This is a genomic window from Streptomyces sp. NPDC024017 (genome assembly GCF_040638895.1).
In the GTDB taxonomy this organism is placed as follows: Bacteria; Actinomycetota; Actinomycetes; order Streptomycetales; family Streptomycetaceae; genus Streptomyces.
Window position 1 is genome coordinate 86,518 of record NZ_JBEZYZ010000012.1, and the last position, 25,442, is coordinate 111,959.

Below are 25,442 nucleotides of genomic sequence, written 5' to 3' on the forward strand. Positions count from 1 at the left end.
GCACACGGAAGGCGGCGCACGGAAGACGGCGCACGGAAGGCCACCACCCGTCCGGCACCTGACACCGGCCCCTGGCTCAGCCGCCCCACGCCGGATGGCGCGGATCGTCGGCCCGTACCAGGACGTCCGCCGTGTTCACCGGGTCCGTCTCGTGCTCGTAGCGCTCGAAGGCCGGGAGGGTCCAGTGCTCGGCCTCGGGTGTGCGGCGGCGCAGCGCGCCGTGGGAGAGGAGGACGTGGACGCTCAGATCGAAGGGGAACCAGTGCCGAAGGAGGAAGGGCCCGTGCAGCAACAGCACGCCGCCGGGCGGGAGTTCGACGTAGGAGCTGCGGGTGGCGCGGTCGGCGGCCGGGTCCCACAGGTCGGGCAGGACGCGACCGGATCCGTCGGCTTCGAGCGGGCGGAACACCTCGCGCCACAGGGCGCCGGTGTCGTACCAGCCGCTGTAGTAGGCCTCGACGTCCTGGTGGCCGTACTCCAGCCGCACGGAGGCGGGACGCAGAAAGCCCTCCGTGGCCACGACGAGCGAGGAGCGGCCGCGTATGCGCAGCGCCTCGGAGACGCGGTGCGCGAGGTCCCCCGGGCAGGCGGCCGGGGCGCCGTCGAAGGCGATGCGCGGCCAGGGGCTGCCGTCGGCGGGCTTCAGATCGAGCAGGCGCTCGGCGAGCAGGTCGCCGAGCCGTTCCCAGGTGATCGCTTCGAGTCGCACACGGCCCATGATGCGTCAGGCCGGGGCAGGAGGAGTCGTCCCGCCCGCGGGCGCCCGGGAGGGGTGGCGTCCGGATCGCCGGGCTCTGTCGTGGCGTGCGTAGTTCGCGCTGCTCTCAGGGGGAATGAACCCCTTATGGTCCCCCGCGCGTCGCTCCCGCCCCTCGCCGGACTTCTCGTCTTTCAGCCCCTCAGGCGGCGGTACTGCGCCGAGTGCCGGCGAGGACCGCTGCCGCTGCTCGTCCTCGAGGACGGCGCCCCGCGCTGCCTCGACTGCGCCGACCTCGGGCATCTGGTGTTCCTGCCGAGCGGTGACACCGCGCTGACGCGCAGATCGCGGGAGGAGAGCACGCTGTCGGCGGTGGTCGTGCGGTTCAACCGGCGCAAGAGCCGGTACGAGCGGCAGGGCGTGCTGGTCGAGGAGGCGGCGCTCGCGCGGGCCGAGCGGCGGTGCCTGGCGGACGCCGAGGCGAGACGGCGACGGCGGGTGCGGGACGCGCGGCGGCGGGCGGGTCAGGACGCCCTGTTCGCCCAGGCGTTCGCGACGGAGATACTCCGGCTGTTTCCCGGGTGCCCGGCCGATCGGGCCCGGGCCATCGCTCTGCACGCCTCGGAGCGGGGCAGCGGGCGGGTGGGCCGCAGCGCGGCGGGGCGTGCGCTGGCCGAGGGTGCGGTGACCTCGGCGGTCGTGGCGTCCGTACGGCATCTGGACACGCCGTACGACCGGCTGCTGATGAGCGGCGTGCCCAGGCACGAGGCGCGGCGGCGGATCGCGGCGGCGGTGGCGACGGTGCTGAGGGGATGGACCGAGGCGGGACTCGGTTCCGCGGGGTGAGGTGAGAGGTCCCGGGGCGTGGAGCCGCAAGGCGTCGCCCCGGCCGTTCGGGGGACCGTGGACGTGTGCTTATGGGCCCGCGCCCCTCGGCCATGGTCACTGTGCCCGTACGGGAATTCACTTGTGGTGCGGAAGGGTGCCGGGCAGGATCCCGGCTCGACGGGCGGGAGAGGGACATGATCGACGGACCGTACTTCGTGCTGACGGTGCTGGGTGTGCTCGGGACCGGTCTGGTGGCCGGGGTGTTCTGCGGGTTCTCGACCTTCGTGATGCGAGGCCTCGGCATGCTGCCGCCCGCGCAGGGGGCCGCCGCGATGAACGCGATCAACGTGGCCGCGGTGACTCCGCCCTTCATGATCGTGTTCCTCGGGTCGGCCGTGCTGTGTGCGGTGATCGCCGTGGTGACGTTCGTGCTGTGGCCGGACGAGGGGACGGTGGAGCTGCTGGTGGGCAGCGCGCTGTACCTGTTCGGGTCGTTCGGGCTGACCATGGTCGCGAACGTGCCGCGCAACGACGCGCTGGCCGAGCTGGAGCCGGGCTCACCGGAGGCGGCGGCGTACTGGCCGGCGTATGTGCGCGAGTGGACGCTGTGGAATCACGTCCGCACGGCCGCCTCGGCCGGGGCGGCGCTGGCGTACGTGCTGGCGCTCACCTGACGCCCGCGCCACGCGGTGACAGGCACCGGCCGGGAGGCGGACGTATCGTGGCGAAAAGAGTGCCGCACGGCGGGTGAGAAGGGTGCCGCCGGGTGGTGCACGGCCTGCCACACGCGCACGCAAGGAAGACGGCCATGGCCGATCCCAAGGGTTTCATGACCACGCCCCGCCAGGACTGGCCGCGCAGGCCGGTCGAGGAACGGTCGCGGGACTGGGACGAGGTCTACGTCCCCGGGGCGCTGCTGCCGATCATCAGCAAGCAGGCCGACCGTTGCATGGACTGCGGCATCCCCTTCTGCCACGACGCCTGCCCGCTGGGCAACCTGATCCCCGAGTGGAACGACCTGGTGTCCAGGGAGGACTGGCGGGCGGCCGCCGACCGGCTGCACGCGACGAACAACTTCCCGGAGTTCACCGGCCGGTTGTGCCCGGCGCCGTGCGAGACGGGGTGTGTGCTGGCGATCAACCAGCCGGCCGTCACCATCAAGAACGTCGAGTGCGCGATCGCCGACCGGGCCTGGGAAGAGGGCTTCGCGCCGCCGAGGCCACCGGAGCGGCTGTCCGGCAGGACGGTCGCGGTGATCGGCTCGGGCCCGACCGGGCTGGCCGCGGCCCAGCAGCTGACGCGGGCGGGGCACACGGTCGCCGTGTACGAGAGGGACGACCGGCTCGGCGGGCTGATGCGGTACGGCATCCCCGCCTTCAAGATGGAGAAGCACCACCTGGAGCGGCGGCTGGAGCAGATGCGGGCCGAGGGGACGAAGTTCCGGACGTCGACGGCGGTCGGGCGGGACATCAAGGCCGACGAGCTGCGGACTCGCTACGACGCCGTGGTGCTCGCCACCGGGGCGACCGCGTGGCGTGAACTCCAGGTGCCGGGGCGGGAGCTGACGGGCATTCACCAGGCGATGGAGTATCTGCCGTCGGCCAACCGGGTGTGCGAGGGCGATCTGGAGATCTCCCCGCTGTCGGCCGCCGGGAAGCACGTCGTCATCGTCGGCGGTGGCGACACCGGGGCGGACTGCCTGGGCACGGCCGTCCGGGAGGGTGCCGCGTCCGTGACCCAGCTGGACATCTACGCGCTGCCGGACGCGGAGCGCGACGAGGACACCGAGCCCTGGCCGACGTACCCGATGCGGGTCTACCGGCTGTCCGCCGCCCATGAAGAGGCCCGTGACCTGCGGACCGCCCCGGTGGCGGACGCGGACGCACGGCTGTTCGCGGCGTCCACGCTGCGCTTCGACGGCGACGCGCGGGGACATGTGCGGGCGCTGCACCTGGTCGAGGTGGACGCGGGGCGCCGCCCGGTGGAGGGCACCGGGCGGACGCTCCCCGTCGACCTCGTGCTGCTCGCCCTCGGCTTCACCGGGCCCGATCGGGAGGACGGGCTCGTCGACCAGCTGGGGCTGGAGATGGAGCCCCGCGGGACGATCGCGCGGGACTCCGGTTTCGCCACGAACGTGCCCGGGGTGTTCGCCGCGGGAGACGCGGCCCGGGGGCAGTCGCTCATCGTCTGGGCGATCGCCGAGGGGCGGGCGGTGGCGGCAGCCGTCGACCGTCATCTGACGGGCAGTTCGAGGCTGCCGGCGCCGATCGGACCGTACGACCGGCCCATGGCGGTGTAGGGCGCGTCCCCGGCCTCAGCCCCGGCCCCGCCCCGGCCCCAGCCCCAGCCCCAGCCCCAGCCCCAGCCCCAGCCCCGGGGACGATCACCGCTCGTCCGTTCCCGCCACCTTCCCCGTCGACAGCGCCACCCGGTTCCAGGTGTTGATCGTGCAGGTCAGGGCGAGGACGTGGGCCAGTTCCCGCTCGTCGAACTGTGCGGCGGCCTGCGCGTAGACGTCGTCCGGGACGCCGGCGTCGGCGACGAGCGTCATCGCGTCCGTGAGGGCGAGGGCCGCCTGCTCCCGCTCGGTGAAGAAGTGGCGGGCCTCGCGCCATACGGCGACCATGTGCAGCCGGTCCTCGCTCTCGCCGGCCTTGCGGGCGTCGTTGGTGTGCATGTGGAGGCAGTACGCGCAGTGATTGAGGTGGGAGGAGCGGATCTGGATCAGCTCGACGAGGGCCGGGTCGATGCCCTCGCGGGCCGCGGCGTCGAGGGCGATGAGGGCCCGGAAGGCCTTCGGGGCCCACTTGCCGAACTCCAGCCGGGTCGCCGTCACATCGGTGCTGTTCGTGCTCGTGTTCGTCGTCATGCCCTTCAACCTACGAGCCGGAAAGACCCACTGTAGGGTGCATTTCCATGGCAAAGACGTGGGTCAATTCCGCAGAGCGGATCGGGTCCGACCTGCATCTGGAGCTGACCGGGCCGGGCGGGCGGCGGGCGGCGCTGATCCGGGCCCTGCGCGAGGCCGTGCGCAGCGGGCGGCTCGCTCCGGGCACGCGGCTGCCGCCGTACCGCTCGCTCGCGGCGGACCTCGGCGTCGCCCGCAACACGGTGGCGGACGCCTACGCGGAGCTCGTCGCGGAGGGCTGGCTCACCGCCCGGCAAGGCTCGGGAACGCGGGTCGCGATGGGGGTACCACCCATGCCCTTCAGGCAATGGGGGAGGGCCGAGCCGCTGCGGCCCGCCGCCCGCGTGCCCAAGAAGGCACCTCCCCGCGTGCGTGGCCCCCGGCACGACCTGACGCAGGGCACGCCGGATGCCTCCGCCTTTCCGCGCACCGCCTGGCTGGCCTCCTACCGGCGGGCCCTCCAGCAGGCGCCCAACGAGGTGTTCGGGCCGGGCGACCCCGCCGGCCGGCCGGAACTGCGGGAGGCGCTCACGGAGTACCTGGCACGCGCGCGTGGCGTACGGACCGAGCCGGGCCGGATCGTGGTCTGCTCCGGCTTCGCGCACGCGCTGCGACTGCTGTTCGGCGGCGGCGTCCTGCGTGGGCCCCTCGCGGTGGAGGCGTACGGGCTCGGGTTCCACCGGGAGGTCCTGGCCGCGGCCGGGGTGCGTACCGTGCCGCTCCCCCTCGACGAAGACGGCGCGCAGATCGACCGGTTGGGGCGTGAACGGGCCGTGCTGCTCACGCCGGCGCACCAGTTCCCGACCGGCGGCCCCCTGCATCCCGCGCGCCGGGCCGCCGTGATCGACTGGGCACGCGCGCGTGACGGGCTGGTCCTGGAGGACGACTACGACGGGGAGTTCCGCTACGACCGCAAGCCGGTCGGCGCCGTCCAGGGGCTCGACCCCGAGCGCGTGATCCACATCGGCTCGGTCAGCAAGAGCCTGTCGCCCGCGGTGCGGCTGGGCTGGATGGTGCTCCCGGAGCGGTACGTCGGCGCCGTCCTGGCCACCAAGGGCGAGCGCGAGGCGTGGGCGAGCGTCCTCGACCAGCTGAGCCTGGCGGACTTCATCGCCTCGGGGTCGTACGACCGGCACGTCCGGCGGATGCGGCTGCGGTACCGGAGCCGACGGGACCGGCTCGTCGCGGCGCTCGCCGAGCACGCGCCGCACATCGAGGCCACCGGCATCGCGGCCGGGCTGCACGCGGTGCTGAGGCTGCCGCCCGGTACCGAGGCGTCCGCGGTCAAGGCCGCCGCCTGGCAGGGCATCGCCCTCGACGGCCTCGCCGCGTTCCGGCACCCGGAGACGGACATGCCGGTGAGCGACGGGCTCGTCGTCGGGTACGCGACCCCGCCCGAGCATGCCTACGGGCCGGCCCTGGCGGCGCTGTGCGGTGCACTGCCGCCGCCGTGACCGGCCCGAGGCGGGACCGGGGAAACCTCCGGAGGCCTAGGCTTTGCGCCCGACCGCCCCGTACCCCGGGATCACCCCGTCGTCCTGCCCGGGCACGGGCTCGCCCAGCTCGGGGTGCCAGCGGTGGGGCACCTCGACGCCGGGCTCGACGAGGTCGAGGCCGTCGAAGAACCGGGTGAACTCCGCGCGGGAACGCAGAACCAGGGTGACGCCCGCGGCGCGCAGCTTCTCGGTGGCCGCCTTCGACTCCTCCGGGGTGAAGTCGGCGGTCGCATGGGTCATCACCAGGTGGCTGCCGGAGGGCAGTTCGGCGAGCAGGCGGCGGACCAGGTCGTGGGCGCCGTCCTCGTCGGAGACGAAGTGCAGCAGCGCGACGAGCGACAGCGCGACGGGCCGGCTGAAGTCCAGGACCTTCCTCGCGCCCTCCAGGATGGCGTCCGGGTCGCGCACGTCGGCCTGGAGGTACTCGGTCGCGCCCTCGTCCGTGCCGCGCAGCAGGGCCGCCGCGTGGGCCAGGACGATGGGGTCGTTGTCGCAGTAGACGACCCGGGCATCGGGCGCGATCCGCTGGGCGACCTGGTGGAGGTTGGGCTCGGTCGGGATGCCGGTGCCGACGTCCAGGAACTGCCGTACGCCGCTGCGGGCCAGCCAGCGCGTGGCCCGGTGCATGAAGGCCCGGTTGACCCGCGCCATCACCGGCACCCTCGGGTCGAGGGTGAGCATCTGCCGGCCCATCGCCTCGTCGACCGGGTAGTTGTCCTTTCCGCCGAGGTACCAGTCGTACATCCGCGCGGGATGGGGTCTGGTCGTGTCGATCTGGACGGCCGACGTGGGGTCCTGCCCGGTCATGAGGCACTCCGTAAGGCACAGAGGGTGGTCAATTCAGCACCATCGATTCAATGACAACGCAAGGAAGTCGAGCGACAGCAACGGCAATCACCTCAGGACAGCAGGAAGTCCGCGTCCCCCGCCTTCGCTCCTTCGATGAAGGCCGTCATCTCGGCGGTGGTGTAGATCAGCGCCGGACCGTCCGGGTCGGTGGACTGGCGGAGGGCGATCCGGCCGTCGGCGAGTTTCATCGCCTCCAGGCAGTTGCCTCCGTTTCCGCCGCTCCACGGCTTGTGCCAGCCTTCGCTGCCCAAGTCACGCGCGGGCATGCCGTTGTAGACGTGTTTGCGCGGCTTGATGCGATCCATTCAGAGCTCCTTGCGGAGATCCCGGAGGATCTCCTTCGTGCGATGTGCCGTAGCGGCCTGCGCCGCCATGCGGTCCATGACCTCGAGGTGGGTCGCCACCTCGGTGCGCGCGTCGAGATAGACCGCGCCGGTCAGGTACTCGCTGTAGACCATGTCCGGCAGTTCGGGCACGGCGAATCGGAACAGCACGAACGGCCCGTACGTCCCCGGGTGCGGCCCATTGGCGAACGGGGCGATCTGCAGCGTCACGTTGGGGAGCTTCGTGGCGTCGAGCAGTCTGTCGATCTGGGCGCGCATCACCTCCGGGCCGCCGGCCGGGCGCCGCAGTGCGGTCTCGTCCATCACGACCCACAGCCGGGGGGCGTCCTCGCGGACGAGCAGGTCCTGGCGCTGCATGCGCAGGGCGACATGGCGCTCGATGTCCTCGGGCCGGGTCTGGCCGATGGCGCCCGACCGGAGGACCTCGCGCGCGTAGTCCTCGGTCTGCAGCAGCCCGGGGACGAAATGGGGCTCGTAACTGCGGATGACGCTGGCCGCGCCCTCCAGGCTCACGTACATCGAGAACCAGCCGGGCAGGATGTCGTGGAAACGCTGCCACCAGCCGGGCTTGTTGGCGTCCTCGGCGAGCTGGACGAAGGCCTCGGCCTCCTCGTCGGAGATCCCGTAGGCCTTGAGGAGCAGTTGCAGATACGGGATTTTGAGCGCGACCTCGGCCATCTCCATACGGCGGACCGTGGCGGGCGCGACGCGGAGGATGCGCGCGGCCTCCTCGCGCTTCATCCCGGCGTGTTCCCTCAGATCCAACAGGCGTCGGCCGAGAACGACCTGACCGACCGTCGGCGCGGACCGCGGTTCACTCACGCTCCACCTCCACGAAGAGTTATGACGAGCCGGCCACAAAAGAACGCTGACAGCCCGGCGGCGCCATTCGAGGACCCTTTCGAAGAACTGATCCGAACAAACGTTTCGAACGAATCTTCGATGATCTCAACTGGCGCCGCGCCGGGTGCTGTTGCGAGCAGTGTGCCACGGCCTTCCAGACCGTCACACAGCACTCTGCAATTTTCAGAGTGACACTTGCCAAGTGTTCACGGCGGGGCGATAGTGGCAAGCGTGATTCCGTCCGCGCCCTTAGGAACAGACGCCGCCGCAGGCCCTCTCGGGCTTGGCGCCGACACGGGAGAGGCCCTGCTCGGGGCCGCTGCCGAGCGCCGGTTCCGATTCGAGCTGGCCGCGCATCCGGGTTCTCCCGCCCAGGCCAGACGCCTGACGCGGACCCGGCTGGCCGGCTGGTCGGTGTGCGAGGACACGTGCGACAGCGCGGCCCTGGTGGTTTCCGAGCTGGTCACCAACGCCATCGTGCACACGGCGAGCACCCACATAGTGTGCGAGCTGCACGACGGCGACGACCTGGTGCGAATAGCCGTGCGCGACGAGGGCTGCGCCCCTGGCCAGCCCCACGCCGCCAGCCGGACACGGCCCGAGGAGGAGCACGGGAGGGGACTGCTTCTCGTCGACGCCCTCTGCCATTCCTGGGGTGCCCATGAGCACGGCCCGGGGCTGATGGTCTGGGCCGAGCTGCCGCGCACGGCCGAGTTGCCGGGCCCGGCGGACACTCCGCCCGATCCGGCCGGGCCCCGGAGCGACCTGGGCTGGGGCGCCCGCCCCAAGCGCGGCCCGTCCGACGACTCGGACGAGGGGGACGGAAGCCCTCAGGCACGCCCCGAGCGGGGTGCCGCGGAGGTTCCTCCGCAGCGCCGCCGAGAGCGGGGGCACGCATGAGCCCTGCGCGGGGAGGCCGCGTGCTGAACCTGGACACGCTGGTGCGCGTCCGGCGCGGACTGCGCACACCGGGCCCGGCCCTACGGCTGCCCGTGCCCGACGGCATGACAGCCCCGCTCGGCTGCGACGCGGTCGCCGTCCCCGCCCACGTCGGCCCGCTGGTCATGCCCCGGCTGCCCCGTGTGGGCTGCGTCTACGCCGACGAGACGCACTGGTGGTGGCTGGTCCCGTCCGACTCCGACCACGCCCTGGAGTGGCCCGCCCCGGCGCGCTACGTGACCGGCGCGGTCGTCCCGGACCTGCTGGACATCCCCGACCTGATCCACCGCCCGGACGGCACGCTTCCGTACACCCCGCCGATCCCCCTCTATCTGGCGCTGTGCCGCGCGACGGGGACGGCACCGTCCTGGTCGCGTCCGGTCAGCGCATAGGCGGGGCCCGACCCAGCTCGGCACGGCGGACCCCCGCGCAGCCGGCGGCTCGCACGGCCGATCCCCGCCAGCCGTCCGCGCCCGAGCGCGCAGGCGGGCCGGAGCCTCCTCGGCACGACCCGCCTCCGCACCGGTTTCACCCACGCGGTCTCCGCACAGCCGGCCTGCCCCCCCCCACACACGACCGCTCCGCACACAACCGACCCCGCACAGCCCGCGTGACGCACCGGCCCGCACACAGCCAGCCCGCACAACCCGCGCGACACACCGGCCCGCCCACGACCGACCCCGCACAACCTGCGGGATGCACCGGCCCGCACACGACCGACCCCACACCACCCGCATCACGCACCGGCCCCACACAACCGGCCTCCACACGACCCGCGCGACACACCGCCCCCCCCACACAGTCGGTGGCCTCCGCACGACCGACCCCCACCACCACTGCCACCTCTCGCACCCCCACCCCGTGCTCTCCCCGCGCACCCCCACTCCCCACTCCCCGCGCACCCCCACCCCCGCGCCGCCCCGCACCTCCCCCCGGCCAGGTCGTGCGCCCGCGCGCATCCGGCGCCCCGGGCTGCGCCCTGCCCGGGCAGGTGGCGGCGCCGCGATAGTGGCCGTTCGTTCAGGAGCGGGCCCGAGCGGGGAGGTCGGTCGACGGTGGAGAAGAAGCGGACCGCGCCGGAGGTGTCCGAGTCGGAGCGGCTGCTCTTCGGCGGGCCGCTGCGCTACGACATGGGCTGGAACCAGCACGCCGACGCGTTCCTGGAGCTGAACTTCCGCGCCATGATCACCCGGCTGCCGTCCCTGCTCGCCTCCAGCCTCCGGCTCGCCCGGCAGGCCGACCGGGGCGCCGCGCGGATCGTGCTGGCCGCCGAGGCGGGCCGGGGCGTGGCGCAGGCGGTGAGCCTGCTCGCGGTGAACAGCGTGCTGGCCCGGCTGATGGGCGGCGGCGCGATCGACGACCGTCTGCGCGGAGCCGTCCCCGCCCTGGTCACGGTGGCCGTGGAGATGTTCCTCGCGGCCCTGCTGCGGGCCGCGAGCACCTACGCCACCGGCCGGCTGGAGCCCAAGGTGGAGCGGGTGGCGACCGAGCAGTACCTGGAGCGGGCCGCGGCCGTGGAGCTGGCCGCCATCGAGGACCACGCCTTCCACAAGCTGCTGGACACCGCGCAGTACGGCGCAGCCTCGGCGCGCCGGATGATCTCCTACGGGACGCGCGTGATCAACGCGATGATCTCGCTGGTCGCGGCGGCGGGCGTGCTGACCGTGCTGCACCCGGCCCTGCTGCCGCTGCTGGTCACGATGACCCTGCCGAGCGCCTGGAGCGCGCTGACCGTCGCCCGGCGGCGCTACGAGTCCTTCCACGCCTGGGTGCAGCACGCCCGGGCGGGCCGGCTGCTCGGCAACCTGCTGATCGAGCCCGAGGCGGCCCCCGAGATCCGGGTGCACGGGGTGGGCTCCTTCCTGCTGCGGCACTTCCGCGCGATGTCGGAGACGGCCGAGGCCGAGCAGGCCCGCCTGGCCGGGCTCGCCGCGCGCACGGGCCTGATCGCGGCGGCGTGGACGGGCCTGGCGACCGTGGCGACGTACGCCACGCTCGGCGGTCTCCTCCTGGCCGGGGCGATGGCCCTGTCCGTGGCGGGTACGGCCGTGATCGCGATCCGGACCGGTTCACAGAGCCTCGACACCCTCGTGGTCGAGGTCAACGCGCTGCACGAGGAGGCTCTCTTCGTAGGCGACCTGCACCGGCTGTACACGGAGGCGGCGCAGCGGGCGATCCCGGAGGGCGGCATGCCGCTGCCGGAGGACCCGCGCGAGATCCGCTTCGAGAACGTCACGTTCCGCTACCCGGGCGACTCCGCCCGGCCCGCTCTCGACGACGTGACCCTGACCCTCCCCCTGGGCCGGATCGTCGCGCTGGTCGGCGAGAACGGCTCCGGCAAGACGACCCTGGTCAAGCTGCTCGCCGGGCTCTACACACCGGAGAGGGGGCGGATCCTGTGGGACGACGTGGACGCGGCGACCGCCGACCGGCACCGGCTGGCCGAGCGGATCGCGATGGTGGCGCAGGACTTCAAGCGGTGGCCGTTCACGGCCCGGGTGAACATCGCCCTCGGGCGTACCTCGGCGCCGGTGTGCGAGGACCGGCTGGCCGCGTCGGTCGCCGAGGCCGGGGCGGAGACGGTGATCGCGGACCTGCCGCGCGGGCTGGACACGCTGCTCGCCCGCAACTTCAGCGGCGGACACGAACTGTCGGGCGGCCAGTGGCAGCGGCTGGGCATCGCCCGGGCGGCCTACCGCAGGGGCCGCATCCTGATCGTGGACGAGCCGACGGCGGCCCTGGACGCCCGGGCCGAGCTGGAGGTCTTCGAGCGGATCCGCGCCCTGGCCGACAGCGGCCAGACGGTCGTGCTGATCACGCACCGGCTGGCGTCCGTACGGCACGCGGATCTGGTGCACGTGCTGGACCAGGGCCGGCTCGTGGAGTCCGGGACGCCGGACGAGCTGCTGGCCACCGGCGGGCTCTACGCCGAGCTGTACGCGCTCCAGGCGGAGCAGTTCGCCTCGTCACCCGCGCCGGTCAGGAAGGTGCCGGCGCCGAAGGCGGGCTGACGGCACACGTCAGGCCGTGGCGTCGGCCGCGTCCCCGCTGCGCACGATCACCAGGAACATGTCCGTGGCGAGGTCCATGACAACCTCGGCGGGCAGGCCTTCGCTGCGCCGCGCCTGCGCGAACTCCTCCGCAGGCCAGGAGCCGCGCGGCCCACCGGCGGGAAAGCTCTCGAGCACCGTTCGCCCGTTCACCCTGCACCTCCATGTAGCGCTGTACTCGTAGAGTTAAACGCCAACGATGGGGTTAACGGCTCGCGAAGTGACGGTTCTGAGACGTAGTTGACACGCGTTCACCGCCAAGTGTGACCAACCTCTCAGCCTCTTGGCCTATGTGTTCACTTTCCGTATCAGTCGTCGTACTCATCGTGGTACCGGATGCGCTCACTTCCCGCAGGCGCCCCAAAGGCCGACGCACGCCCCTGGGGTTCCTCCCACTCCTCCTGCCGGCCCAGTGCGGTGAGGTCCAGCAGGCTGGTGGTCGAGCCGAGGCCGTCGAGGCCGCGCTCGTAGGTCGCGTACGTGTGGAAGACACGGTCGTGGTCCTGCAGGAAGCAGCTGAGCCCTGGGCGCTCGACGAGCTCGCCCTCGCGCTCGAGGGTCACCTCGAAGTCGCGGTTGAAGTCGCTGCCGTACGACGAGTACCAGGGCAGCGGCCAGCCCATCCGCGCCTTGAACGGCAGGATCTTCGGGTAGGGCGCGCGGGACACGGCCGCGAACGACGTGTCACGGGCCCGAAGATGGGCGAGATGCCCTATTTGATCCAAGAATGCGGAGCAGCTGCGGCAGCCCGCGTCCCATTCGGGCGCGAACATGAAGTGGTAGACGACGAGCTGGCGCCGGCCCTCGAACAGGTCGAGCAGGGTGGCCTTGCCGTCCCCGCCCTCGAAGACGTACTCCTCGTCGACCTCCACCATGGGCAGTCCGCGCCGTTCGGCGTTGAGCGCGTCCCGCGCGCGGGTGGCGGCCTTCTCCTTGAGCAGCAGTCCCGCGCGCGCCGCGCGCCACTCGCCGCGCGAGACGATATCCGGAAGCGACATGGGCCCTCCTGTGACAACGGTCCGTCGGGGGTGGTGACCGGCGGGAGGCGCGGAACTCATCGCTGTCCGGGAGAATTTCCCGGAGCACCTCGTGGTGCCGTCAGGTGTCGTACTGCTGGATGCGCCGGCCGTGGCCGCGGTCGACGAGCGCGGGCAGCCGTTCCTCCAGTTCCCGTACCGCCGCCGGCACGTCGATCGTCACCAGTTCCCGGTCGCGCATGAGGATCCGCCCGTCGACGATCGTGGTGCGGACGTCGGCGGAGCGGGCGCTGTGCACGAGGGTGGCGGCGAGGTCGTGGACGGGCTGGGTGTGCGGCCCGGTGAGGTCGACCAGGACGATGTCGGCCCTGCGGCCGGGCGCGATGCTGCCTGCGCTGTCCCCGAGCCCCACGGCACGGGCGCTCTGCAGGGTGGCGTGGTGCAGGGCCTGGCGGGAGGTCAGCCAGCGGGGGTCGCCCTCGGCCGATTTCTGGACCAGCGAGGTGAGTGCCATGGACTCCCACACGTCGAGGTTGTTGTTGGAGGCTGCGCCGTCGGTGGCGAGTCCGACGTCGACGCCGATGTCGCGCAGGGCACGGACGGGTGTGGTGTCGGGCCAGGCGAACTTGAGGTAGCCGCGGGGCGCGCTGGCGACGGCCGTACGACCGCCCGCCCGCTGCAGGAGGGGCAGGTCGCGGTCGGCGATGCCGGTGCCGTGGGCGAGGAGCACGTCCGTGTCGAGGATGCCGGTGCGTTCCAGGACCTCGATCGGAGTGACGCCGTGGCGGGCGAGGCTGGTGTCGGTCTGGTCGCGGTTCTCGGCGGCGTGCAGGTGCACGGGCAGACCGTGCTCGCCGGCGAGCCGGGCGGTGGCGGCGAGGTCGGTGTCGTCGACCGTGTAGGGGGCGTGCGGCGCGAGCGCGGTGGTGATCCGGCCGTCGGCCGCTCCGCGGTGCCGCAGTGCGAACTCCAGTGAGCGTTCCCGGCCTTCGGGGCCCTGCGAGGAGAAGAAGGCCTCCCCGAGCAGGGCCCGCAGACCGCAGTCCGCGACCACTTGGGCCACCGCGTCCATGGCGAAGTAGTGGTCGGCGAAGCAGGTGACGCCCGCCCGGATCATCTCGGCGCAGGCGAGCCGTGCCCCCAACTCGACGTCCTTCGCCGTGAGGTTGGACTCGACGGGCCAGACGACGTCGTTGAACCACTCCTCGGTGGGGAGGTCCTCGGCGAGGCCGCGCAGCGCGACCATCGGCGCGTGCGTGTGACAGTTGATCAGACCGGGGAGGGCGACCTGGCCGGGGGCGTGGATGCGCTCGGCGGCGGGCAGGTCCGTGGCCTCGGCGGTGGTCGTGACCGCCTCGACAACGCCGTCTCGTACGACGATCGCGGCGTCCCGCGTGAACCCGATCCGCTCTTGATCGTCGTGCACGAGGACGGTACATGCGCTGATGATGAGGTCGGCGGGACTGTCCGCGGCAGAAGGCGTCACCACGCCAACGTACGACGGCGTCGTAGGGCGGCATGAGCCGAACCGCACATCCCGTCACGGCTCTGTCGCGGGGCGGGCCGGGCGCGCACCCTGGCCTCACCACCCCGTCTGTCGGCTTCTGAAAGGAGCCCGGCATGCTCCTCGGCACCTGGAACCTGGAGAACCTCTACCGGCCCGGCGGCCCGTACGGCCCGAAGGACGACGCCGGGTACGAGGCGAAGCTCGCCGCGCTCGCCGCCGTGATCACCGAACTCGATCCGACCCTGCTCGGCGTGCAGGAGGTCGGAGACCCCGAGGCCCTGGAGGACCTGGCCGGGATGCTCGACGACGACTGGCATGTCGCCCTGTCCGAGCATGCGGACAGCCGGGGAATACGGGTCGGGTTCCTGAGCCGTACGGCGGTGACGGTGGTGGCCGACACGCGGGCGTTCCCGGCGGAGCTGCGTCCCGTCCAGGCGGACGATGCGGGGCTGACGGCGGGACAGGCGGGGCGGGGCGTCCTCGCGGTGGAGGTCGAGGGCGGGGACGGGCCGCTGCGGGTGGCCGTCTGTCATCTGAAGTCGAAGCTGCTGTCGTATCCCGACGGCCGGTTCCAGCCGCGCGACGAGGGCGAACGGGCCCGCTACGGCGCCTACGCCCTGTACCGCCGGGCGGCCGAGGCGACGGCCCTGCGCGCGCTCGCGGACGAGTTGCTGGCCGGTGACGGGCAGGGGCGGGACGTGGCGATACTGGGCGACCTGAACGACGAGGTGCAGGCGGCGACCACGCAGATCCTGCTCGGCCCGCCCGGCTCGGAGATCGGCACCCCGGGCTACGACCGGCCCGACCGGGGCGACGCGACGCGGCTGTGGGACGTGGCCCCGCTCATCCCGCCCGGGCAGCGCTGGTCCCGGGTGAACTCCGGGCGGCGCGAGCTGATCGACCACGTGCTGCTGAGCCACCGCCTGGTGCACCGCGTGACGGCGGCGGGCACGGGTCTGCCCGGCGAGGGCCCGCCCGGCCTGCCGTCGGTCGGCCCGGATCCGGCGGAGCGCCGGGGCGAGCCCGGATCGGACCACGCCCCGGTCTGGGTACGGGTCGGCGGCTGACCACGTCGCCGGTGCCGGAGCGGCCGCTGCGACAAGAGGCGGTCGCGGCCGGGAGGACGGACCGCGGGCCGGCGGCGATGCCGGGCGCTACCCGGCGAGGGGTGTCCGGGGCCGCCGTAGTCCCACCCGTTCTCCTCGTCCGGCAAGTTCGGCGAGGACGGCCGCGAGGCGTTCCTTGTGGCGCGGCCCGATCCGGCCCGTGTCGTCCAGGTGTACGGCGCAGGCGGTCGTGGTGTCGACGAGGCGTTCGAGGAGGTCGGCCACCTCGTCCGCGCCCTCGGTGTGCCGGGCGAGGGCGGGCAGTTCGTGCGCGGCGAGGGAGATGGCCGAACGGGCCTCGGCCAGGGTGCGGTAGGCCTCGCGGCGCAGGGTCCAGCGGGTGGCGCGGTGGTCGGAGGGGGTGCCGGAGGTCCCGATGCGCGGGGCGTCGGCCTCGTCGAGCACGTGCGCGAGGTAGGCGTGCGCGGCGTCGCTCGCCGCCGCGAGCCGGGCGCGCACGCCCCCGCCGCGCTGTCCGGGCATCGGCAGGTGCCCGACGATCAGCACGATCGCGCATGCCAGCAGCGTCTCGCCGATCCGGCCGGCGGAGGCCTGCGGCTCGCCGCCGACCATGACCAGGGCGAGGACCAGGACGGTGACGACCGCGGTCTGGGCGGCGAAGTGCCGGGTGGCGACGGGTATCAGCGCTCCGCTGAGGGCGACGAGCGCGATGAGCCCTTCCGGGTGGGGCAGAACGGCGGCCAGCCCGGCGAAGAGCAGCGCCCCGAGGACGGTCCCGGCGGCCCGGTTCAGCACCCGCGAGGCCAGCGGCCCGAGGTCGGGCTTGACCAGGAACACGGCGGTGGCGGGCAGCCAGTACCAGTGCTCGTGCTGCCCGTACCACTGCGTCTGGTGCAGGGCCTGGGCGACCGCGGAGCTGGCGCCGAAGCAGAGGGCGACGCGGAGCCCGTACTCGCGTCCGGCACTGCCGAAGGCGGCGCGCAGCCGGTCCCCGGCGCTGCGGGGCCGGGTGTGCAGATCGCCGCCCCGGCCCTGGTCGAACACCTCGGCGGCATGCAGGAGGGCGTCGTCGAGGGCCCGCAGGGCGGGCGCCGAACGGGACGGTGCGGGCAGCGGCCCGGTGTGGGTGTTGCCGCGTACGGCGGCGGCGAGCCGCCGGGGGCCTTCGGAGGCCCGCTCGGCGACGGCCTCCTCGGCCCAGGCGAGGGCGGTGGCGGCCTCGGCGAGGGGCAGGGCCGCGGCGTACTGCGCGTGCAGCCGCCGCTCGGTGGAGGAGGAGGCGTACCTCCGCAGCCGGGGCCCGGCGAGGGCGTCCTGGGCGTGGTCGAGGGCGGCGGTCAGGGCGGCCCGGCGGCGGATGGCGTCCGGCCCGCCGACGGCGTCGAGCAGCTCGGCGACGGCGTCGTACACGCCGGCCACGGCCTCCCGCTCCCCGTCGAACCGGAAGTCACCGGCGAGGGAGCCGGGCGTCGGCAGGGCGAGCCGCAGCACGAGCAGCCACCCGGCGCCGGCGAGATAGGCGAGGGCACGCTCCCATCCCGGCTCCGGCAGGGGCATCCCGGCGCCGATCGCCGCGCCGACCAGCAACTGCGTTCCGACGGCGGACGAGACGGGCCCGACGGCGCTCATCCCTCCGGCGACCAGCCCGACGGCCGTGAGCACCACGGTCAGCACGACCGCCCCGGTCTCCTGCCCGGTGTAGGTCCCGACCACCAGCCCCACCGCACCGCCCAGGGCGGGCACTCCGATCCGCTTGACCGAGACGCGCCGGCTCCCGGGCCGGTCGTTGATCCCGGCGAGCATGGCGGCGATGGCGGCGACGACGCCGAGGGAGGTGAGACCGGTCTGTACGGCCACGAGCAGCACGGGCCCGGCGGACAGGGCCCCCCGCGTCACCGCGCTCCAGGGCACCGGCCCCCGCTGGGCATGCAGGGCATGCGCGAGCCAGGGCGGAAGCTTCGGGGCGATGCGGCGGGACACGGGGCTCCTGTCGTCTCGACGAGGGCAGGGGTGAGCCTTCGGGCGACGGCGGCCGGGGCGGGGTGTGGCTGCCCACGGTAGGTGGGGTTCCTGGAGGATAGGTTTCCGGAACGTGTCGGACGGCTCGAAGCCGGCGTTCTTTATGTACGCAATCCAGATGTACGCAATCCAGAACGCCCTACTGGTTCACCCGGCGGTGACGGCTTCCACGGCCCGGGCGAGGAGCGTCTCCGCGTCGGTGACGGTGCGGGCGAGTGCGGCCGGGTCGTCCGTGAGGTTGCGTACGACCGCGTCCACCTCCTGCAACCCCGCCCGTGCCACCAGACCCTTCTCGTTGGTGACCCATTCCCCGCGCGCCGCCAGCACCGCGTGCGCGGTCTGTGCCGCGGCGAGGGCGATCGCGCCCGCGACCTGGGTGACGGCGTTCTTCGGCGCGTGGCCGGCCTTGGCGTAGGCGAGGGTGGCCGCGGCCATGCCGTGCCAGTGCGCCGGGGCGCTCTCGCGCAGGGCCGGCGGGTAGCCACCCGGACGCGGCAGTGAACCCCGCAGCACCTTGTTGATCGCGAGTTCCGCGACCAGCAGGTACGTCGGGATGCCCGCCAGGTGGAACATGAGGGGCTCGACGCGGAAGCGGCCGGCCTCCGCTTCCGTCAACTCGTGTTCGACCACGTCCAGATCGCGGTAGTGCACGTCCACGCGACGGCCCTCGATCGTCAGCCAGGCCCCTCCGTTGAAGACGCCGCCGCCCCAGGCGCCGATCTCGCAGACCTCGCCCTCCCAGCCGACCGCGCGGAGATCGGCCGGGTCGAAGGCGCCGCGGTAGTAGACCGCCAGGTCCCAGTCGCTGTCGGGCCGTTCGGTGCCCTGGGCCCGGGAGCCGCCGAGGGTGACGGCCTCGACGGCGGGCAGGCCGGCGAGGCGGTCCGCGGTGGCGGCGAGGAAGCTGTGGTCCGGGAGGGTCGGCACGTTTCGGGCTCCTGGGCAGGCGGGATCCGGAGAAGCCTAGGGGGACGGCTCCGTCGCCGGGAACCGAAATACGGGTGCGGGCGTGTGCCGGGGCCCGCATGATCGGTGGGTTGTCCTGTCGCCGCCCGTAGATCGGAGACCTCACGTGATCCGCCGCGTCACCGTCCCGAGCCTCTTCCCGCCACCCGCCTACTCCCATGTGTCCGTCGTGGAAGCCGGCACGCGGCTGGCGTTCCTCGCCGGGTCCGTACCGCTGGGCCCGGACGGCGCGCTCGTCGGGCCCGGAGATCCCGTGCGGCAGGCCGAACAGGTCATCGGCAATCTGCGGGAGCAACTGGCCGCCGTCGGGAGCGATCTGGCGCACGTGGTGGCGACCGACGTGTACGTCGTGAGCAGTGAGCCCGCCGTGCTGTCGGCCGTCTGGAGTGTCGTCGAGGCGTCCGGGCTCAGTGCGGGTCCGCACTCGTCGACGCTGATCGGCGTGGCGTGTCTGGGGTACACGGGACAACTGGTGGAGATCACGGCGACAGCCGTCGTGCCCGAGGGGTCGTCCGCCTGAGGAGAGTCCCATGTTGATCGAGCACCGCGGGCGGCGCCCCGTCGTCCCCGAGTCCGCGTACGTCGCCCCGACGGCCGTCCTGTGCGGGGCCGTCGTCCTCGGTGAGCGCAGCCGGGTGCTGCACGGGGCCGTGCTCACCGCGGAGGACGGGGAGGTGCGGGTCGGCTCGGACGTGGTCGTCATGGAGAACGCGCTGGTGCGGGGGCGGTCCGCGCACCCCACCGTGATCGGTGACGCGGTACTCGTCGGCCCGCACGCCCATGTCAACGGGGCGACCCTGGAGGACGAGGTCTTCGTGGCCACCGGTGCCTGCGTCTTCCCCGGTGCCCTCGCGTGCGTCGGCTCGGAACTGCGGATCCACAGCGTGCTGCACGTCAACTCCGTGCTGCCGCCCGGCACCGTTCTGCCCATCGGCTGGATCGCGGCGGGCGCGCCCCGGGCCCGGCTCTTCGCGCCCGGGGAGCACGACGAGCTCTGGCAGATCCAGGAGGCGCTGGACTTCCCCGGCACGGTGTACGGCATCCCGCGCGGCACTTCCATGCGGCAGGTCATGGCCCGACAGTCGGGGTTCTACGGGGCCCACCGCGACGACGTCACCCTCGACGACCCGGGCAGCACGTCATGACCTACGGCCGTCCGGGCCTGCCCCACACCCTCGGTTTCGGCAGCGGCTCGGCGTAGCTCCCCGCCCGGCTCGTCGTCAGCCCCAGTGTCACCAGCGACTCCGCCAGTTTGACCGCCGCGGCGACCCCGTCGACGACCGGCAGGCCCAGCTTCTCCCCGACGATCCGCTGCAGCCCCGTCATGCCGGCGCAGCCCAGGACGAGCACCTCCGCCCCGGCCGCGCAGGCCTGTTCGGCGGCGGCGAGGAACGCCGTCTCGGTCCGCTCGTCGTCGCCGAGGTCGAGCACGTTCAGGCCCGTGCCGACGATCGCCGCGCAGTTGCGCGCCACGCCCGCCGTCTCCAGGCTGTCCTCGATCTGGCCGCAGGAGCGCTCCAGCGTGGTCACGACGCCGTAGCGGCGGCCCAGCAGGCAGGCGAGATGCGCCGCGGCCTCGGTGATGTCGACGACCGGTACGTCCACCAGTTCCCGTGCGCCTTCCCTCCCGTGCTCCCCGAATCCGGCCATGACCACGGCGTCGTACGGCGGTCCGTCGTAGGTCCGCAGCGTGTCCAGGACGGCCGCTGCGGACAGGTAGCTGTCGAGCCAGCCCTCCGCGGACGCCGGCCCCCAGGCGGGGGTCAGTCCGGTCACGGCGGTGCCCGGGCCTGCGGCGGCCCGGGCACCTCGCACGATCTCCTCGGTCATCTCCTGCGTGGTGTTGCAGTTGGTGACGACGATCCGCACGTCTCTCAGACCTCCGCGGTGGCGCGCTCGGGACGGCACAGGGCCGCGTACAGCCCGGCGGCGAGCGCCGTGCCGATGAACCAGGAGTACGGGGCGACGTCGCTGAAGGTCTTCACCAGCGCGAGCACCGCCGCGACACCGGCCGCCGGCAGGAACGCCCACAGCGCCTTGGGGTTGAAGCCCTTGCGGTAGTGGTAGCGGGCGCCGGGAGAGGCGTCGAACAGTTCGTCCACGTTCACGCGGCCGCGCTTGACCCAGTAGTAGTCGACCATGATCACGCCGAACAGCGGGCCGAGGAACGCGCCGAGGCCGCCGAGGAAGTAGTTCACGACGGTCGGGTTGGAGAAGAGGTTCCAGGGGGTGACGAGCAGCGCCGCGACGGTGCTGATCATGCCGCCGATCTTGAAGGTGATCTTCTGCGGCCAGACGTTGGCGAGGTCGTACGCCGGTGAGACGAAGTTGGCGACGATGTTGACGCCCATGGTGGCGATGGCGAAGGTCAGCGCGCCCACCACCAGCACCCAGGTGTTGCCGATCTCGGCGACGAGGTAGGCCGGGTCGGTGATCTCCTTGCCGAAGACCTCGAAGGCGCCCGCGGTGACGATGACCGACACGATCACGAAGGCCGTGGAGTTGACGGGCAGGCCCCAGAAGTTGCCGCGCCTGACCGACTTGTAGTCGGGGGCGAAGCGGGAGAAGTCGCAGAAGTTGAGCATCAGGGTGCCGTACGTGGCGAGGACCAGGCCGATCGCGCCGAACCACTGGCGCCACTGCTCGCCGACGGAGACCGGGTGCGGGGTGGAGGTGAGCGAGATCGTCCAGCCGGCCTTGGCGAGGATCCACACGGCCAGTGCGATCATCACGAGCCAGATCGCCGGGCCGCAGAAGTCCTGGAACTTGCGGACCGATTCCATGCCCCGGCTGATGATCGCCGCCTGGACCAGCCACAGCGCGATGAAGGAGACCCAGCCGAGCGCGTCCAGGCCCAGGAACGAGTTGTGCGTCCACGACTCCAGTCCGGGCCAGGCCGCCAGCAGCATCACGTTGACGGCGACGGAGGCGAGGTAGGTCTGGATGCCGTACCACATGATGGCGATCACGGCCCTGATCAGCGCCGGGATGTTGGCGCCCCAGATGCCGAAGGCGATCCGGCTGACCACCGGGAAGGGCACGCCGTGGCGCTGGCCGATCTTCCCCATCCAGTTCATGCCGATGTAGATGATCACGAAGCCGACGAGCAGGGACGTGAAGATCTGCCAGACGTTCATGCCCAGGAAGAGCAGTCCGGCGGCGAACGTGTAGTTGCCGAGGTTGTGGACGTCGGACATCCACATGGCGAAGAGGTCGAAGACCTTCCAGTTCCGCTTCTTGGCGGGCGCGAGGTCTTCGTTGGTGAGCCGGGGATCGGGGACGAACGCTGGGGTGCCGGTGGCTGCGGCACGGTCGGCGAGTGACACGGGGCCTCCATGAGCGAGGGGAGGGCGGAGGACTGCTCGGTGGGCACTGCTCAGCGGGGGGTTTTGGTATACCAAACTTCGCTCATGCTCTCCCCGTCAACCGTTCTGACCGATGTCGCTCTCGTTAACGCTCCGTAAAAGACCCTTCGTGTCGACGAGGATGGGTTCCATGACGAAGATCGAACCCCTCGGAGCAGTACGCGAACGCGTCACGGCCGATCTGCGCCAGGAGATCATCGCCGGCAGTCTCCGCCCGGGCGACCGCCTGGTGGAACGCGAGCTGGCGGAGCGTTTCGGTGTCTCGCGCGTGCCGGTCCGGGAGGCGATCCGCGCCCTCGTCGCCGAGGGGTTCGTCCACTTCGAGACCCCCCGCCGCACGGTCGTGCGGCGCCTCACCCCGACCGACGTCAAGGAACTGTTCGAACTGCGCGAGGCCCTGGAGGTCTACGCCGCCGGACTCGCCGCCTCCCGCGCGACACCGGAGGATCTGGCCGGGATGCAGGAACTCCTCGACCGCGCGGCCGCCGCCACCGAGGCCGGGGACGCCGAGACGATCACCGACGTCAACAGCCGGCTGCACGACGGCATCGTGGCGATGGCGGGCAACAGCCTGCTCACCGAGGCCCTGGAACCGGTCGCCGGCCGGCTGCGCTGGATGACCCGGCGCAACGAGGAGTGGCCCCAGCTCCTCGTGGAGCACCGCGAGCTGTACGAGGCCATCGCCTCGGGCGACCCGGAGCGCGCCCGCGCGCACGCGCTGACGCACGTACGGACCAACTACCGCTCCACGGTCCGCCACCTGTTCGGCGAGGAGGCTCCCTAGCCGCTTTCGGTGGGCAGGTCCGCCGCCCGCCCGGCCGCCCGCAGGACGTCGCGCAGCATGGTGGGGGTGAGCCGTCCGGTGAAGGTGTTGCGCTGGCTCACGTGGAAGCAGCCGAAGAGTTCCAGGCCGCCGAGAAGGAACCGGGCGCCGTGGGAGAAGGCTGGGCGCGGCCGGGGAACGGACCAGCCGGCCTCGGCGAACGCGGGCAGCGCGGCCTGCCAGCCGAAGGCGCCGAGTACGACCACGGCCCGCAGCGTCGGGCGCAGCAGCCGCAGTTCCTGCACGAGCCAGGGGCGGCAGGTGTCCCGCTCCTCGGGGGTGGGTTTGTTGGCGGGCGGGGCGCAGTGCACGGGCGAGGTGACGCGTACGCCGTGCAGCTCCAGGCCGTCGTGGGCGTGCACGGCGGTCGGCTGGGAGGCGAGGCCCACGTCGTACAGCGCCTCGAAGAGGACGTCCCCGGAGCGGTCGCCGGTGAACATCCGGCCGGTGCGGTTGCCGCCGTGGGCGGCGGGGGCGAGTCCCACGATCAGCAGCCGGGCGTCCGCGGGCCCGAAACCGGGCACCGGCCGGCCCCAGTACGTCCAGTCCGCGAAGGCGGCTCGCTTGGTACGGGCCGTCTCCTCCCGCCAGGAGACCAGCCGCGGGCAGGCCCGGCAGTCCGCGATGCGCCGGTCGAGGAGGGGAAGGCCGCTGGCGTCCATCACTCCACGGTAGGCCTAGGGTCGCGCGCTCGTCACAGGGGCAAGATCCTGGGCAGGTCCGGCGCCGCCGGGGTGCGGGCTCAGGCGCTGCTGACCTGCGGGGCCCGTTCACCGCTCGGGCGGAGCCAGAGCAGGGCGCCGGCCAGAAGTACGGCTCCCGTCAGCAGCCAGGGCAGCGGGCCGGGCCTCAGGGCCCCGACGATCAGGCCGGTGAGCGCGCCGACCAGCTGCTGGGCGAGGGACTGGACGGACAGCGCGGTGGCGCGGCCCGCGCTGGAGACGCTGCGGTGGAGCAGCTCGTTCTCGTTCGGGGAGGCGGCGCCCAGCCCGAGGTAGAAGAGTCCGAAGCCGGCGACCGCGAGACCCGTGGCCATCGGGTGGCCGGAAGTCGCGGTGACCCCGAGGAACAGCAGGCCTCCGGCCCCGGCGGCGAGACTGACCAGGACGGCCCGCTCGCCACTGCCCGCGGCCCGGGCGGCGAAGGGCGCGAGGTGGCTGCCGAGACCGGAGCAGACGAAACCCGCGCAGGACAGGGCAGCGTAGATCATCGCCCCGGAGCCGGTCGCGCCGGTGACCGCGACGGTACGGCCCGGTACGAGCAGTTCGATGGCGGCCAGGGCACTTCCGGCGGCCGCGGCGCTGATCAGGACCCGGCGGACCAGCGCGTCCCGTCCGCCCAGCCGCAGTCCGCCCATGACGGTGACCGGGACGCCACGCACCACGGAGCGCAGGGTGGCCGGTGGTCGTGGCGGCTCCCGCAGGACGGCCAGTACGTAGCAGACGAAGACGACCTGGACCGCGGCGCCCAGCAGCAGGGGAACGGACAGCGGCAGCACCGCCCCGGACGTCGCCTCGCTCAGCCGGGTACCGGGATCGGGCCCCAGGCCGAGCAGCCAGGGCAGGGCGCCTCCGAGCAGGAGCCCTGCCGCGAGGACGGCGGAGGTCGCGGAACCGCCCCGGGCCAGGCCCGTGCGCAGATCGGCTTCGGGGCCGGAACCCGCCTGGACGGTGTCGACGTACCAGGCTTCGGCGGTACCGCTGGCCAGGGCCCGGGCCACGCCCATGAGCACCATGCCGGCCGTGAGCACATAGGCGGTGGCGCCGAGGCCGATCAGGAGGCAGGCGACCACGTTGAGCACACCGGCCAGGGCGAGGACCGGCCGGCGCCCGAGGACGTCGGAGAGCCCGCCGGTGGGCAGCTCCAGCGCGGCCACGGTCAGCGAGTGGGCGGCGAAGAGCCCCGCGATCGCGGCCAGGGACATGCCGCGTTCGCCGAGCAGCAGGACCATCGAGGCCATGCCCAGGCCCGGTGGCAGCCAGAGGAGCGCGCAGACGGTGACGTAACGACGGCGAGCGCTCCGTGTCCCGGGCGGCTGGGTCACGAGGTCCGTCATGAGGTGGCTGCCTCGGGGGCCGTGTCCTCGCGCCCGCTGTCGTTCCGCTCCTGCGGGGCGAACGGCAGGGCGGCGGTGAGGAGCACGACGTGTTCAGCGCGCGGGTCGTCCGCGTCCCGAGCGTTCAGTTCCTCCAGCTTGCCCGCGACGGTCTCCAGGAGCTCGGTGACCGACTCGGCCGTCAGCCGGGGCATGAGGTCGCTGATCCCGGACGGCTCCACCCACTCCTTGCCGAGCCGCCCGGCGGCCATGTCCGCCTCGTGCCGGGCCAGGGAGCTCTCCAGGTGCTCGATCTGCCGCCGCCGCGCCAGGCTGACGAAGGCCCGGCCCGCCGCGGTGGACTCCATCGTCTCGTTGCTCCAGGACGTGACGGTGTGCAGCGCCCGCCAGCGCCGCTCCCGCCCGTCGCGGTGCTCGGCCTCGGCGATGAACGCGTACTTCGCCAGCACCCGCAGGTGGTAGCTGGCCGACGCCGAGGACTCCCCCGTCCGCGCGGCCAGCTCACTGGCCGTGGCGGGCCCGTCCTGCCGCAGCAGTCCGAGCAGCTGGATACGCAGGGGGTGGGTGAGGGCCTTCAGGGCGGCGGTGTCGCGCTCGGGATCGAGTACGCGCTTGTGCTCGTCGCTGTCCATGCCGGGAGGTTAGGGCGCCGGGACCTTTTAGCAAAAGAGTTTTTGCAAAACTTGTTTGGGATAGTTGGCTCGGCGG

The 25,442-nt window shown here is 72.9% G+C and carries 26 protein-coding genes; 11 read left to right on the forward strand and 15 right to left on the reverse strand.

Going from position 1 to position 25,442, the window contains the following annotated elements:
* Nucleotides 1-76: 76 nt before the first annotated feature.
* The gene (locus AB0G20_RS29675) at nucleotides 77-718 is read right to left on the reverse strand and encodes a uridine kinase (protein ID WP_361307615.1); all 642 of its coding nucleotides are present in this window, start codon (nucleotides 716-718) and stop codon (nucleotides 77-79) included.
* A gap of 126 nt (nucleotides 719-844) precedes the next feature.
* Here AB0G20_RS29675 and AB0G20_RS29680 point away from each other — a divergent pair, with 126 nt between their 5' ends.
* From AB0G20_RS29680 to AB0G20_RS29690, 3 genes are all read left to right on the forward strand, one after another.
* Nucleotides 845-1,543 carry a DUF2293 domain-containing protein gene (locus AB0G20_RS29680; protein ID WP_361307617.1) on the forward strand — a complete coding sequence of 233 codons (699 nt, stop codon included), beginning with the start codon at nucleotides 845-847 and terminating at the stop codon, nucleotides 1,541-1,543.
* A gap of 176 nt (nucleotides 1,544-1,719) precedes the next feature.
* Entirely contained in the window at nucleotides 1,720-2,199 is a 480-nt protein-coding gene (locus tag AB0G20_RS29685; protein WP_361307619.1) for an anthrone oxygenase family protein, read from the forward strand.
* A gap of 134 nt (nucleotides 2,200-2,333) precedes the next feature.
* Nucleotides 2,334-3,824 (forward strand): glutamate synthase subunit beta, encoded by a 1,491-nt coding sequence (locus AB0G20_RS29690; RefSeq protein ID WP_361307621.1) that lies wholly within the window; start codon nucleotides 2,334-2,336, stop codon nucleotides 3,822-3,824.
* 84 nt (nucleotides 3,825-3,908) lie between these two features.
* Here the strand turns inward: AB0G20_RS29690 and AB0G20_RS29695 are convergent, their stop codons facing one another.
* A complete protein-coding gene (locus AB0G20_RS29695) occupies nucleotides 3,909-4,394 on the reverse strand; it encodes a carboxymuconolactone decarboxylase family protein (protein ID WP_361307623.1) in 486 nt (161 codons plus the stop codon).
* 47 nt (nucleotides 4,395-4,441) lie between these two features.
* Here AB0G20_RS29695 and AB0G20_RS29700 point away from each other — a divergent pair, with 47 nt between their 5' ends.
* A complete protein-coding gene (locus AB0G20_RS29700) occupies nucleotides 4,442-5,887 on the forward strand; it encodes a PLP-dependent aminotransferase family protein (protein WP_361307625.1) in 1,446 nt (481 codons plus the stop codon).
* Nucleotides 5,888-5,923: 36 nt separating this feature from the next.
* On the opposite strand, the gene AB0G20_RS29705 is transcribed toward AB0G20_RS29700, so the two are convergent.
* From AB0G20_RS29705 to AB0G20_RS29715, 3 genes are all read right to left on the reverse strand, one after another.
* Nucleotides 5,924-6,736, reverse strand: a complete 813-nt coding sequence (locus tag AB0G20_RS29705) for an SAM-dependent methyltransferase (protein ID WP_361307627.1) — start codon at nucleotides 6,734-6,736, stop codon at nucleotides 5,924-5,926.
* A 92-nt stretch (nucleotides 6,737-6,828) separates the two neighbouring features.
* Nucleotides 6,829-7,083, reverse strand: a complete 255-nt coding sequence (locus AB0G20_RS29710) for a DUF397 domain-containing protein (protein WP_361307629.1) — start codon at nucleotides 7,081-7,083, stop codon at nucleotides 6,829-6,831.
* Complete coding sequence (locus AB0G20_RS29715; RefSeq protein ID WP_361307631.1) at nucleotides 7,084-7,944, reverse strand: helix-turn-helix transcriptional regulator; 861 nt, start codon at nucleotides 7,942-7,944, stop codon at nucleotides 7,084-7,086. It lies immediately after the preceding gene.
* Nucleotides 7,945-8,187: 243 nt separating this feature from the next.
* On the opposite strand from AB0G20_RS29715, the gene AB0G20_RS29720 reads away from it, so the two are divergent.
* The 3 genes from AB0G20_RS29720 (at nucleotide 8,188) to AB0G20_RS29730 (ending at nucleotide 11,915) form a co-directional block, all read left to right on the forward strand.
* Nucleotides 8,188-8,865 (forward strand): ATP-binding protein, encoded by a 678-nt coding sequence (locus tag AB0G20_RS29720; RefSeq protein WP_361307633.1) that lies wholly within the window; start codon nucleotides 8,188-8,190, stop codon nucleotides 8,863-8,865.
* Nucleotides 8,862-9,296, forward strand: coding sequence for a hypothetical protein (locus AB0G20_RS29725; RefSeq protein WP_361307635.1), 435 nt, complete (start codon nucleotides 8,862-8,864; stop codon nucleotides 9,294-9,296). Before AB0G20_RS29720 ends, AB0G20_RS29725 begins: the two co-directional genes overlap by 4 nt.
* A gap of 738 nt (nucleotides 9,297-10,034) precedes the next feature.
* Entirely contained in the window at nucleotides 10,035-11,915 is a 1,881-nt protein-coding gene (locus AB0G20_RS29730) for an ABC transporter ATP-binding protein (RefSeq protein WP_361307990.1), read from the forward strand.
* A gap of 9 nt (nucleotides 11,916-11,924) precedes the next feature.
* Here AB0G20_RS29730 and AB0G20_RS29735 read toward each other — a convergent pair whose 3' ends face one another.
* From AB0G20_RS29735 to AB0G20_RS29745, 3 genes are all read right to left on the reverse strand, one after another.
* Entirely contained in the window at nucleotides 11,925-12,107 is a 183-nt protein-coding gene (locus tag AB0G20_RS29735; protein WP_248501361.1) for a hypothetical protein, read from the reverse strand.
* A 155-nt stretch (nucleotides 12,108-12,262) separates the two neighbouring features.
* The gene (locus tag AB0G20_RS29740; RefSeq protein WP_361307637.1) at nucleotides 12,263-12,952 is read right to left on the reverse strand and encodes a DUF899 domain-containing protein; all 690 of its coding nucleotides are present in this window, start codon (nucleotides 12,950-12,952) and stop codon (nucleotides 12,263-12,265) included.
* Nucleotides 12,953-13,052: 100 nt separating this feature from the next.
* Complete coding sequence (locus tag AB0G20_RS29745) at nucleotides 13,053-14,417, reverse strand: amidohydrolase (RefSeq protein ID WP_361307639.1); 1,365 nt, start codon at nucleotides 14,415-14,417, stop codon at nucleotides 13,053-13,055.
* A gap of 134 nt (nucleotides 14,418-14,551) precedes the next feature.
* Here AB0G20_RS29745 and AB0G20_RS29750 point away from each other — a divergent pair, with 134 nt between their 5' ends.
* Nucleotides 14,552-15,505: an endonuclease/exonuclease/phosphatase family protein gene (locus AB0G20_RS29750; RefSeq protein ID WP_361307641.1), complete on the forward strand. Its 954-nt coding sequence runs from the start codon at nucleotides 14,552-14,554 to the stop codon at nucleotides 15,503-15,505.
* An 87-nt stretch (nucleotides 15,506-15,592) separates the two neighbouring features.
* Here AB0G20_RS29750 and AB0G20_RS29755 read toward each other — a convergent pair whose 3' ends face one another.
* Together AB0G20_RS29755 and AB0G20_RS29760 are read right to left on the reverse strand one after the other, a co-directional pair.
* Nucleotides 15,593-17,485: an FUSC family protein gene (locus AB0G20_RS29755; RefSeq protein ID WP_361307643.1), complete on the reverse strand. Its 1,893-nt coding sequence runs from the start codon at nucleotides 17,483-17,485 to the stop codon at nucleotides 15,593-15,595.
* Between the two features lie 186 nt (nucleotides 17,486-17,671).
* Nucleotides 17,672-18,451, reverse strand: a complete 780-nt coding sequence (locus AB0G20_RS29760; RefSeq protein WP_361307645.1) for a nucleotidyltransferase domain-containing protein — start codon at nucleotides 18,449-18,451, stop codon at nucleotides 17,672-17,674.
* A gap of 145 nt (nucleotides 18,452-18,596) precedes the next feature.
* On the opposite strand from AB0G20_RS29760, the gene AB0G20_RS29765 reads away from it, so the two are divergent.
* Nucleotides 18,597-19,010, forward strand: a complete 414-nt coding sequence (locus AB0G20_RS29765; RefSeq protein WP_361307647.1) for a RidA family protein — start codon at nucleotides 18,597-18,599, stop codon at nucleotides 19,008-19,010.
* A gap of 10 nt (nucleotides 19,011-19,020) precedes the next feature.
* Nucleotides 19,021-19,635, forward strand: a complete 615-nt coding sequence (locus tag AB0G20_RS29770) for a gamma carbonic anhydrase family protein (RefSeq protein WP_361307649.1) — start codon at nucleotides 19,021-19,023, stop codon at nucleotides 19,633-19,635.
* Nucleotide 19,636: 1 nt separating this feature from the next.
* On the opposite strand, the gene AB0G20_RS29775 is transcribed toward AB0G20_RS29770, so the two are convergent.
* Together AB0G20_RS29775 and AB0G20_RS29780 are read right to left on the reverse strand one after the other, a co-directional pair.
* Nucleotides 19,637-20,359: an aspartate/glutamate racemase family protein gene (locus AB0G20_RS29775; RefSeq protein ID WP_361307651.1), complete on the reverse strand. Its 723-nt coding sequence runs from the start codon at nucleotides 20,357-20,359 to the stop codon at nucleotides 19,637-19,639.
* 5 nt (nucleotides 20,360-20,364) lie between these two features.
* Nucleotides 20,365-21,816, reverse strand: coding sequence for an NCS1 family nucleobase:cation symporter-1 (locus AB0G20_RS29780; RefSeq protein ID WP_361307653.1), 1,452 nt, complete (start codon nucleotides 21,814-21,816; stop codon nucleotides 20,365-20,367).
* Between the two features lie 160 nt (nucleotides 21,817-21,976).
* Here AB0G20_RS29780 and AB0G20_RS29785 point away from each other — a divergent pair, with 160 nt between their 5' ends.
* Nucleotides 21,977-22,639, forward strand: a complete 663-nt coding sequence (locus tag AB0G20_RS29785) for a GntR family transcriptional regulator (RefSeq protein WP_361307992.1) — start codon at nucleotides 21,977-21,979, stop codon at nucleotides 22,637-22,639.
* Here AB0G20_RS29785 and AB0G20_RS29790 read toward each other — a convergent pair.
* The 3 genes from AB0G20_RS29790 to AB0G20_RS29800 form a co-directional block, all read right to left on the reverse strand.
* Nucleotides 22,636-23,340 (reverse strand): uracil-DNA glycosylase, encoded by a 705-nt coding sequence (locus AB0G20_RS29790; RefSeq protein WP_361307655.1) that lies wholly within the window; start codon nucleotides 23,338-23,340, stop codon nucleotides 22,636-22,638. The two genes, AB0G20_RS29785 and AB0G20_RS29790, sit on opposite strands and share 4 nt — an antisense overlap.
* A gap of 80 nt (nucleotides 23,341-23,420) precedes the next feature.
* Nucleotides 23,421-24,734, reverse strand: coding sequence for an MFS transporter (locus tag AB0G20_RS29795; protein ID WP_361307657.1), 1,314 nt, complete (start codon nucleotides 24,732-24,734; stop codon nucleotides 23,421-23,423).
* Nucleotides 24,731-25,366: a helix-turn-helix domain-containing protein gene (locus AB0G20_RS29800; RefSeq protein WP_361307659.1), complete on the reverse strand. Its 636-nt coding sequence runs from the start codon at nucleotides 25,364-25,366 to the stop codon at nucleotides 24,731-24,733. The genes AB0G20_RS29795 and AB0G20_RS29800 overlap by 4 nt, the downstream gene beginning before the upstream one ends.
* Nucleotides 25,367-25,442 lie beyond the last annotated feature (76 nt).

What these genes read in the sequence shown, in the direction of transcription:
- AB0G20_RS29675 (WP_361307615.1), bottom strand. Translation starts at nt 718, where the DNA reads ATGGGCCGTGTGCGACTCGAAGCGATCACCTGGGAACGGCTCGGCGAC.
- AB0G20_RS29680 (WP_361307617.1), top strand. Translation starts at nt 845, where the DNA reads ATGGTCCCCCGCGCGTCGCTCCCGCCCCTCGCCGGACTTCTCGTCTTT.
- AB0G20_RS29685 (WP_361307619.1), top strand. Translation starts at nt 1,720, where the DNA reads ATGATCGACGGACCGTACTTCGTGCTGACGGTGCTGGGTGTGCTCGGG.
- AB0G20_RS29690 (WP_361307621.1), top strand. Translation starts at nt 2,334, where the DNA reads ATGGCCGATCCCAAGGGTTTCATGACCACGCCCCGCCAGGACTGGCCG.
- AB0G20_RS29695 (WP_361307623.1), bottom strand. Translation starts at nt 4,394, where the DNA reads ATGACGACGAACACGAGCACGAACAGCACCGATGTGACGGCGACCCGG.
- AB0G20_RS29700 (WP_361307625.1), top strand. Translation starts at nt 4,442, where the DNA reads ATGGCAAAGACGTGGGTCAATTCCGCAGAGCGGATCGGGTCCGACCTG.
- AB0G20_RS29705 (WP_361307627.1), bottom strand. Translation starts at nt 6,736, where the DNA reads ATGACCGGGCAGGACCCCACGTCGGCCGTCCAGATCGACACGACCAGA.
- AB0G20_RS29710 (WP_361307629.1), bottom strand. Translation starts at nt 7,083, where the DNA reads ATGGATCGCATCAAGCCGCGCAAACACGTCTACAACGGCATGCCCGCG.
- AB0G20_RS29725 (WP_361307635.1), top strand. Translation starts at nt 8,862, where the DNA reads ATGAGCCCTGCGCGGGGAGGCCGCGTGCTGAACCTGGACACGCTGGTG.
- AB0G20_RS29730 (WP_361307990.1), top strand. Translation starts at nt 10,035, where the DNA reads ATGGGCTGGAACCAGCACGCCGACGCGTTCCTGGAGCTGAACTTCCGC.
- AB0G20_RS29740 (WP_361307637.1), bottom strand. Translation starts at nt 12,952, where the DNA reads ATGTCGCTTCCGGATATCGTCTCGCGCGGCGAGTGGCGCGCGGCGCGC.
- AB0G20_RS29750 (WP_361307641.1), top strand. Translation starts at nt 14,552, where the DNA reads ATGCTCCTCGGCACCTGGAACCTGGAGAACCTCTACCGGCCCGGCGGC.
- AB0G20_RS29770 (WP_361307649.1), top strand. Translation starts at nt 19,021, where the DNA reads ATGTTGATCGAGCACCGCGGGCGGCGCCCCGTCGTCCCCGAGTCCGCG.
- AB0G20_RS29785 (WP_361307992.1), top strand. Translation starts at nt 21,977, where the DNA reads ATGGGTTCCATGACGAAGATCGAACCCCTCGGAGCAGTACGCGAACGC.
- AB0G20_RS29790 (WP_361307655.1), bottom strand. Translation starts at nt 23,340, where the DNA reads ATGGACGCCAGCGGCCTTCCCCTCCTCGACCGGCGCATCGCGGACTGC.
- AB0G20_RS29795 (WP_361307657.1), bottom strand. Translation starts at nt 24,734, where the DNA reads ATGACGGACCTCGTGACCCAGCCGCCCGGGACACGGAGCGCTCGCCGT.
- AB0G20_RS29800 (WP_361307659.1), bottom strand. Translation starts at nt 25,366, where the DNA reads ATGGACAGCGACGAGCACAAGCGCGTACTCGATCCCGAGCGCGACACC.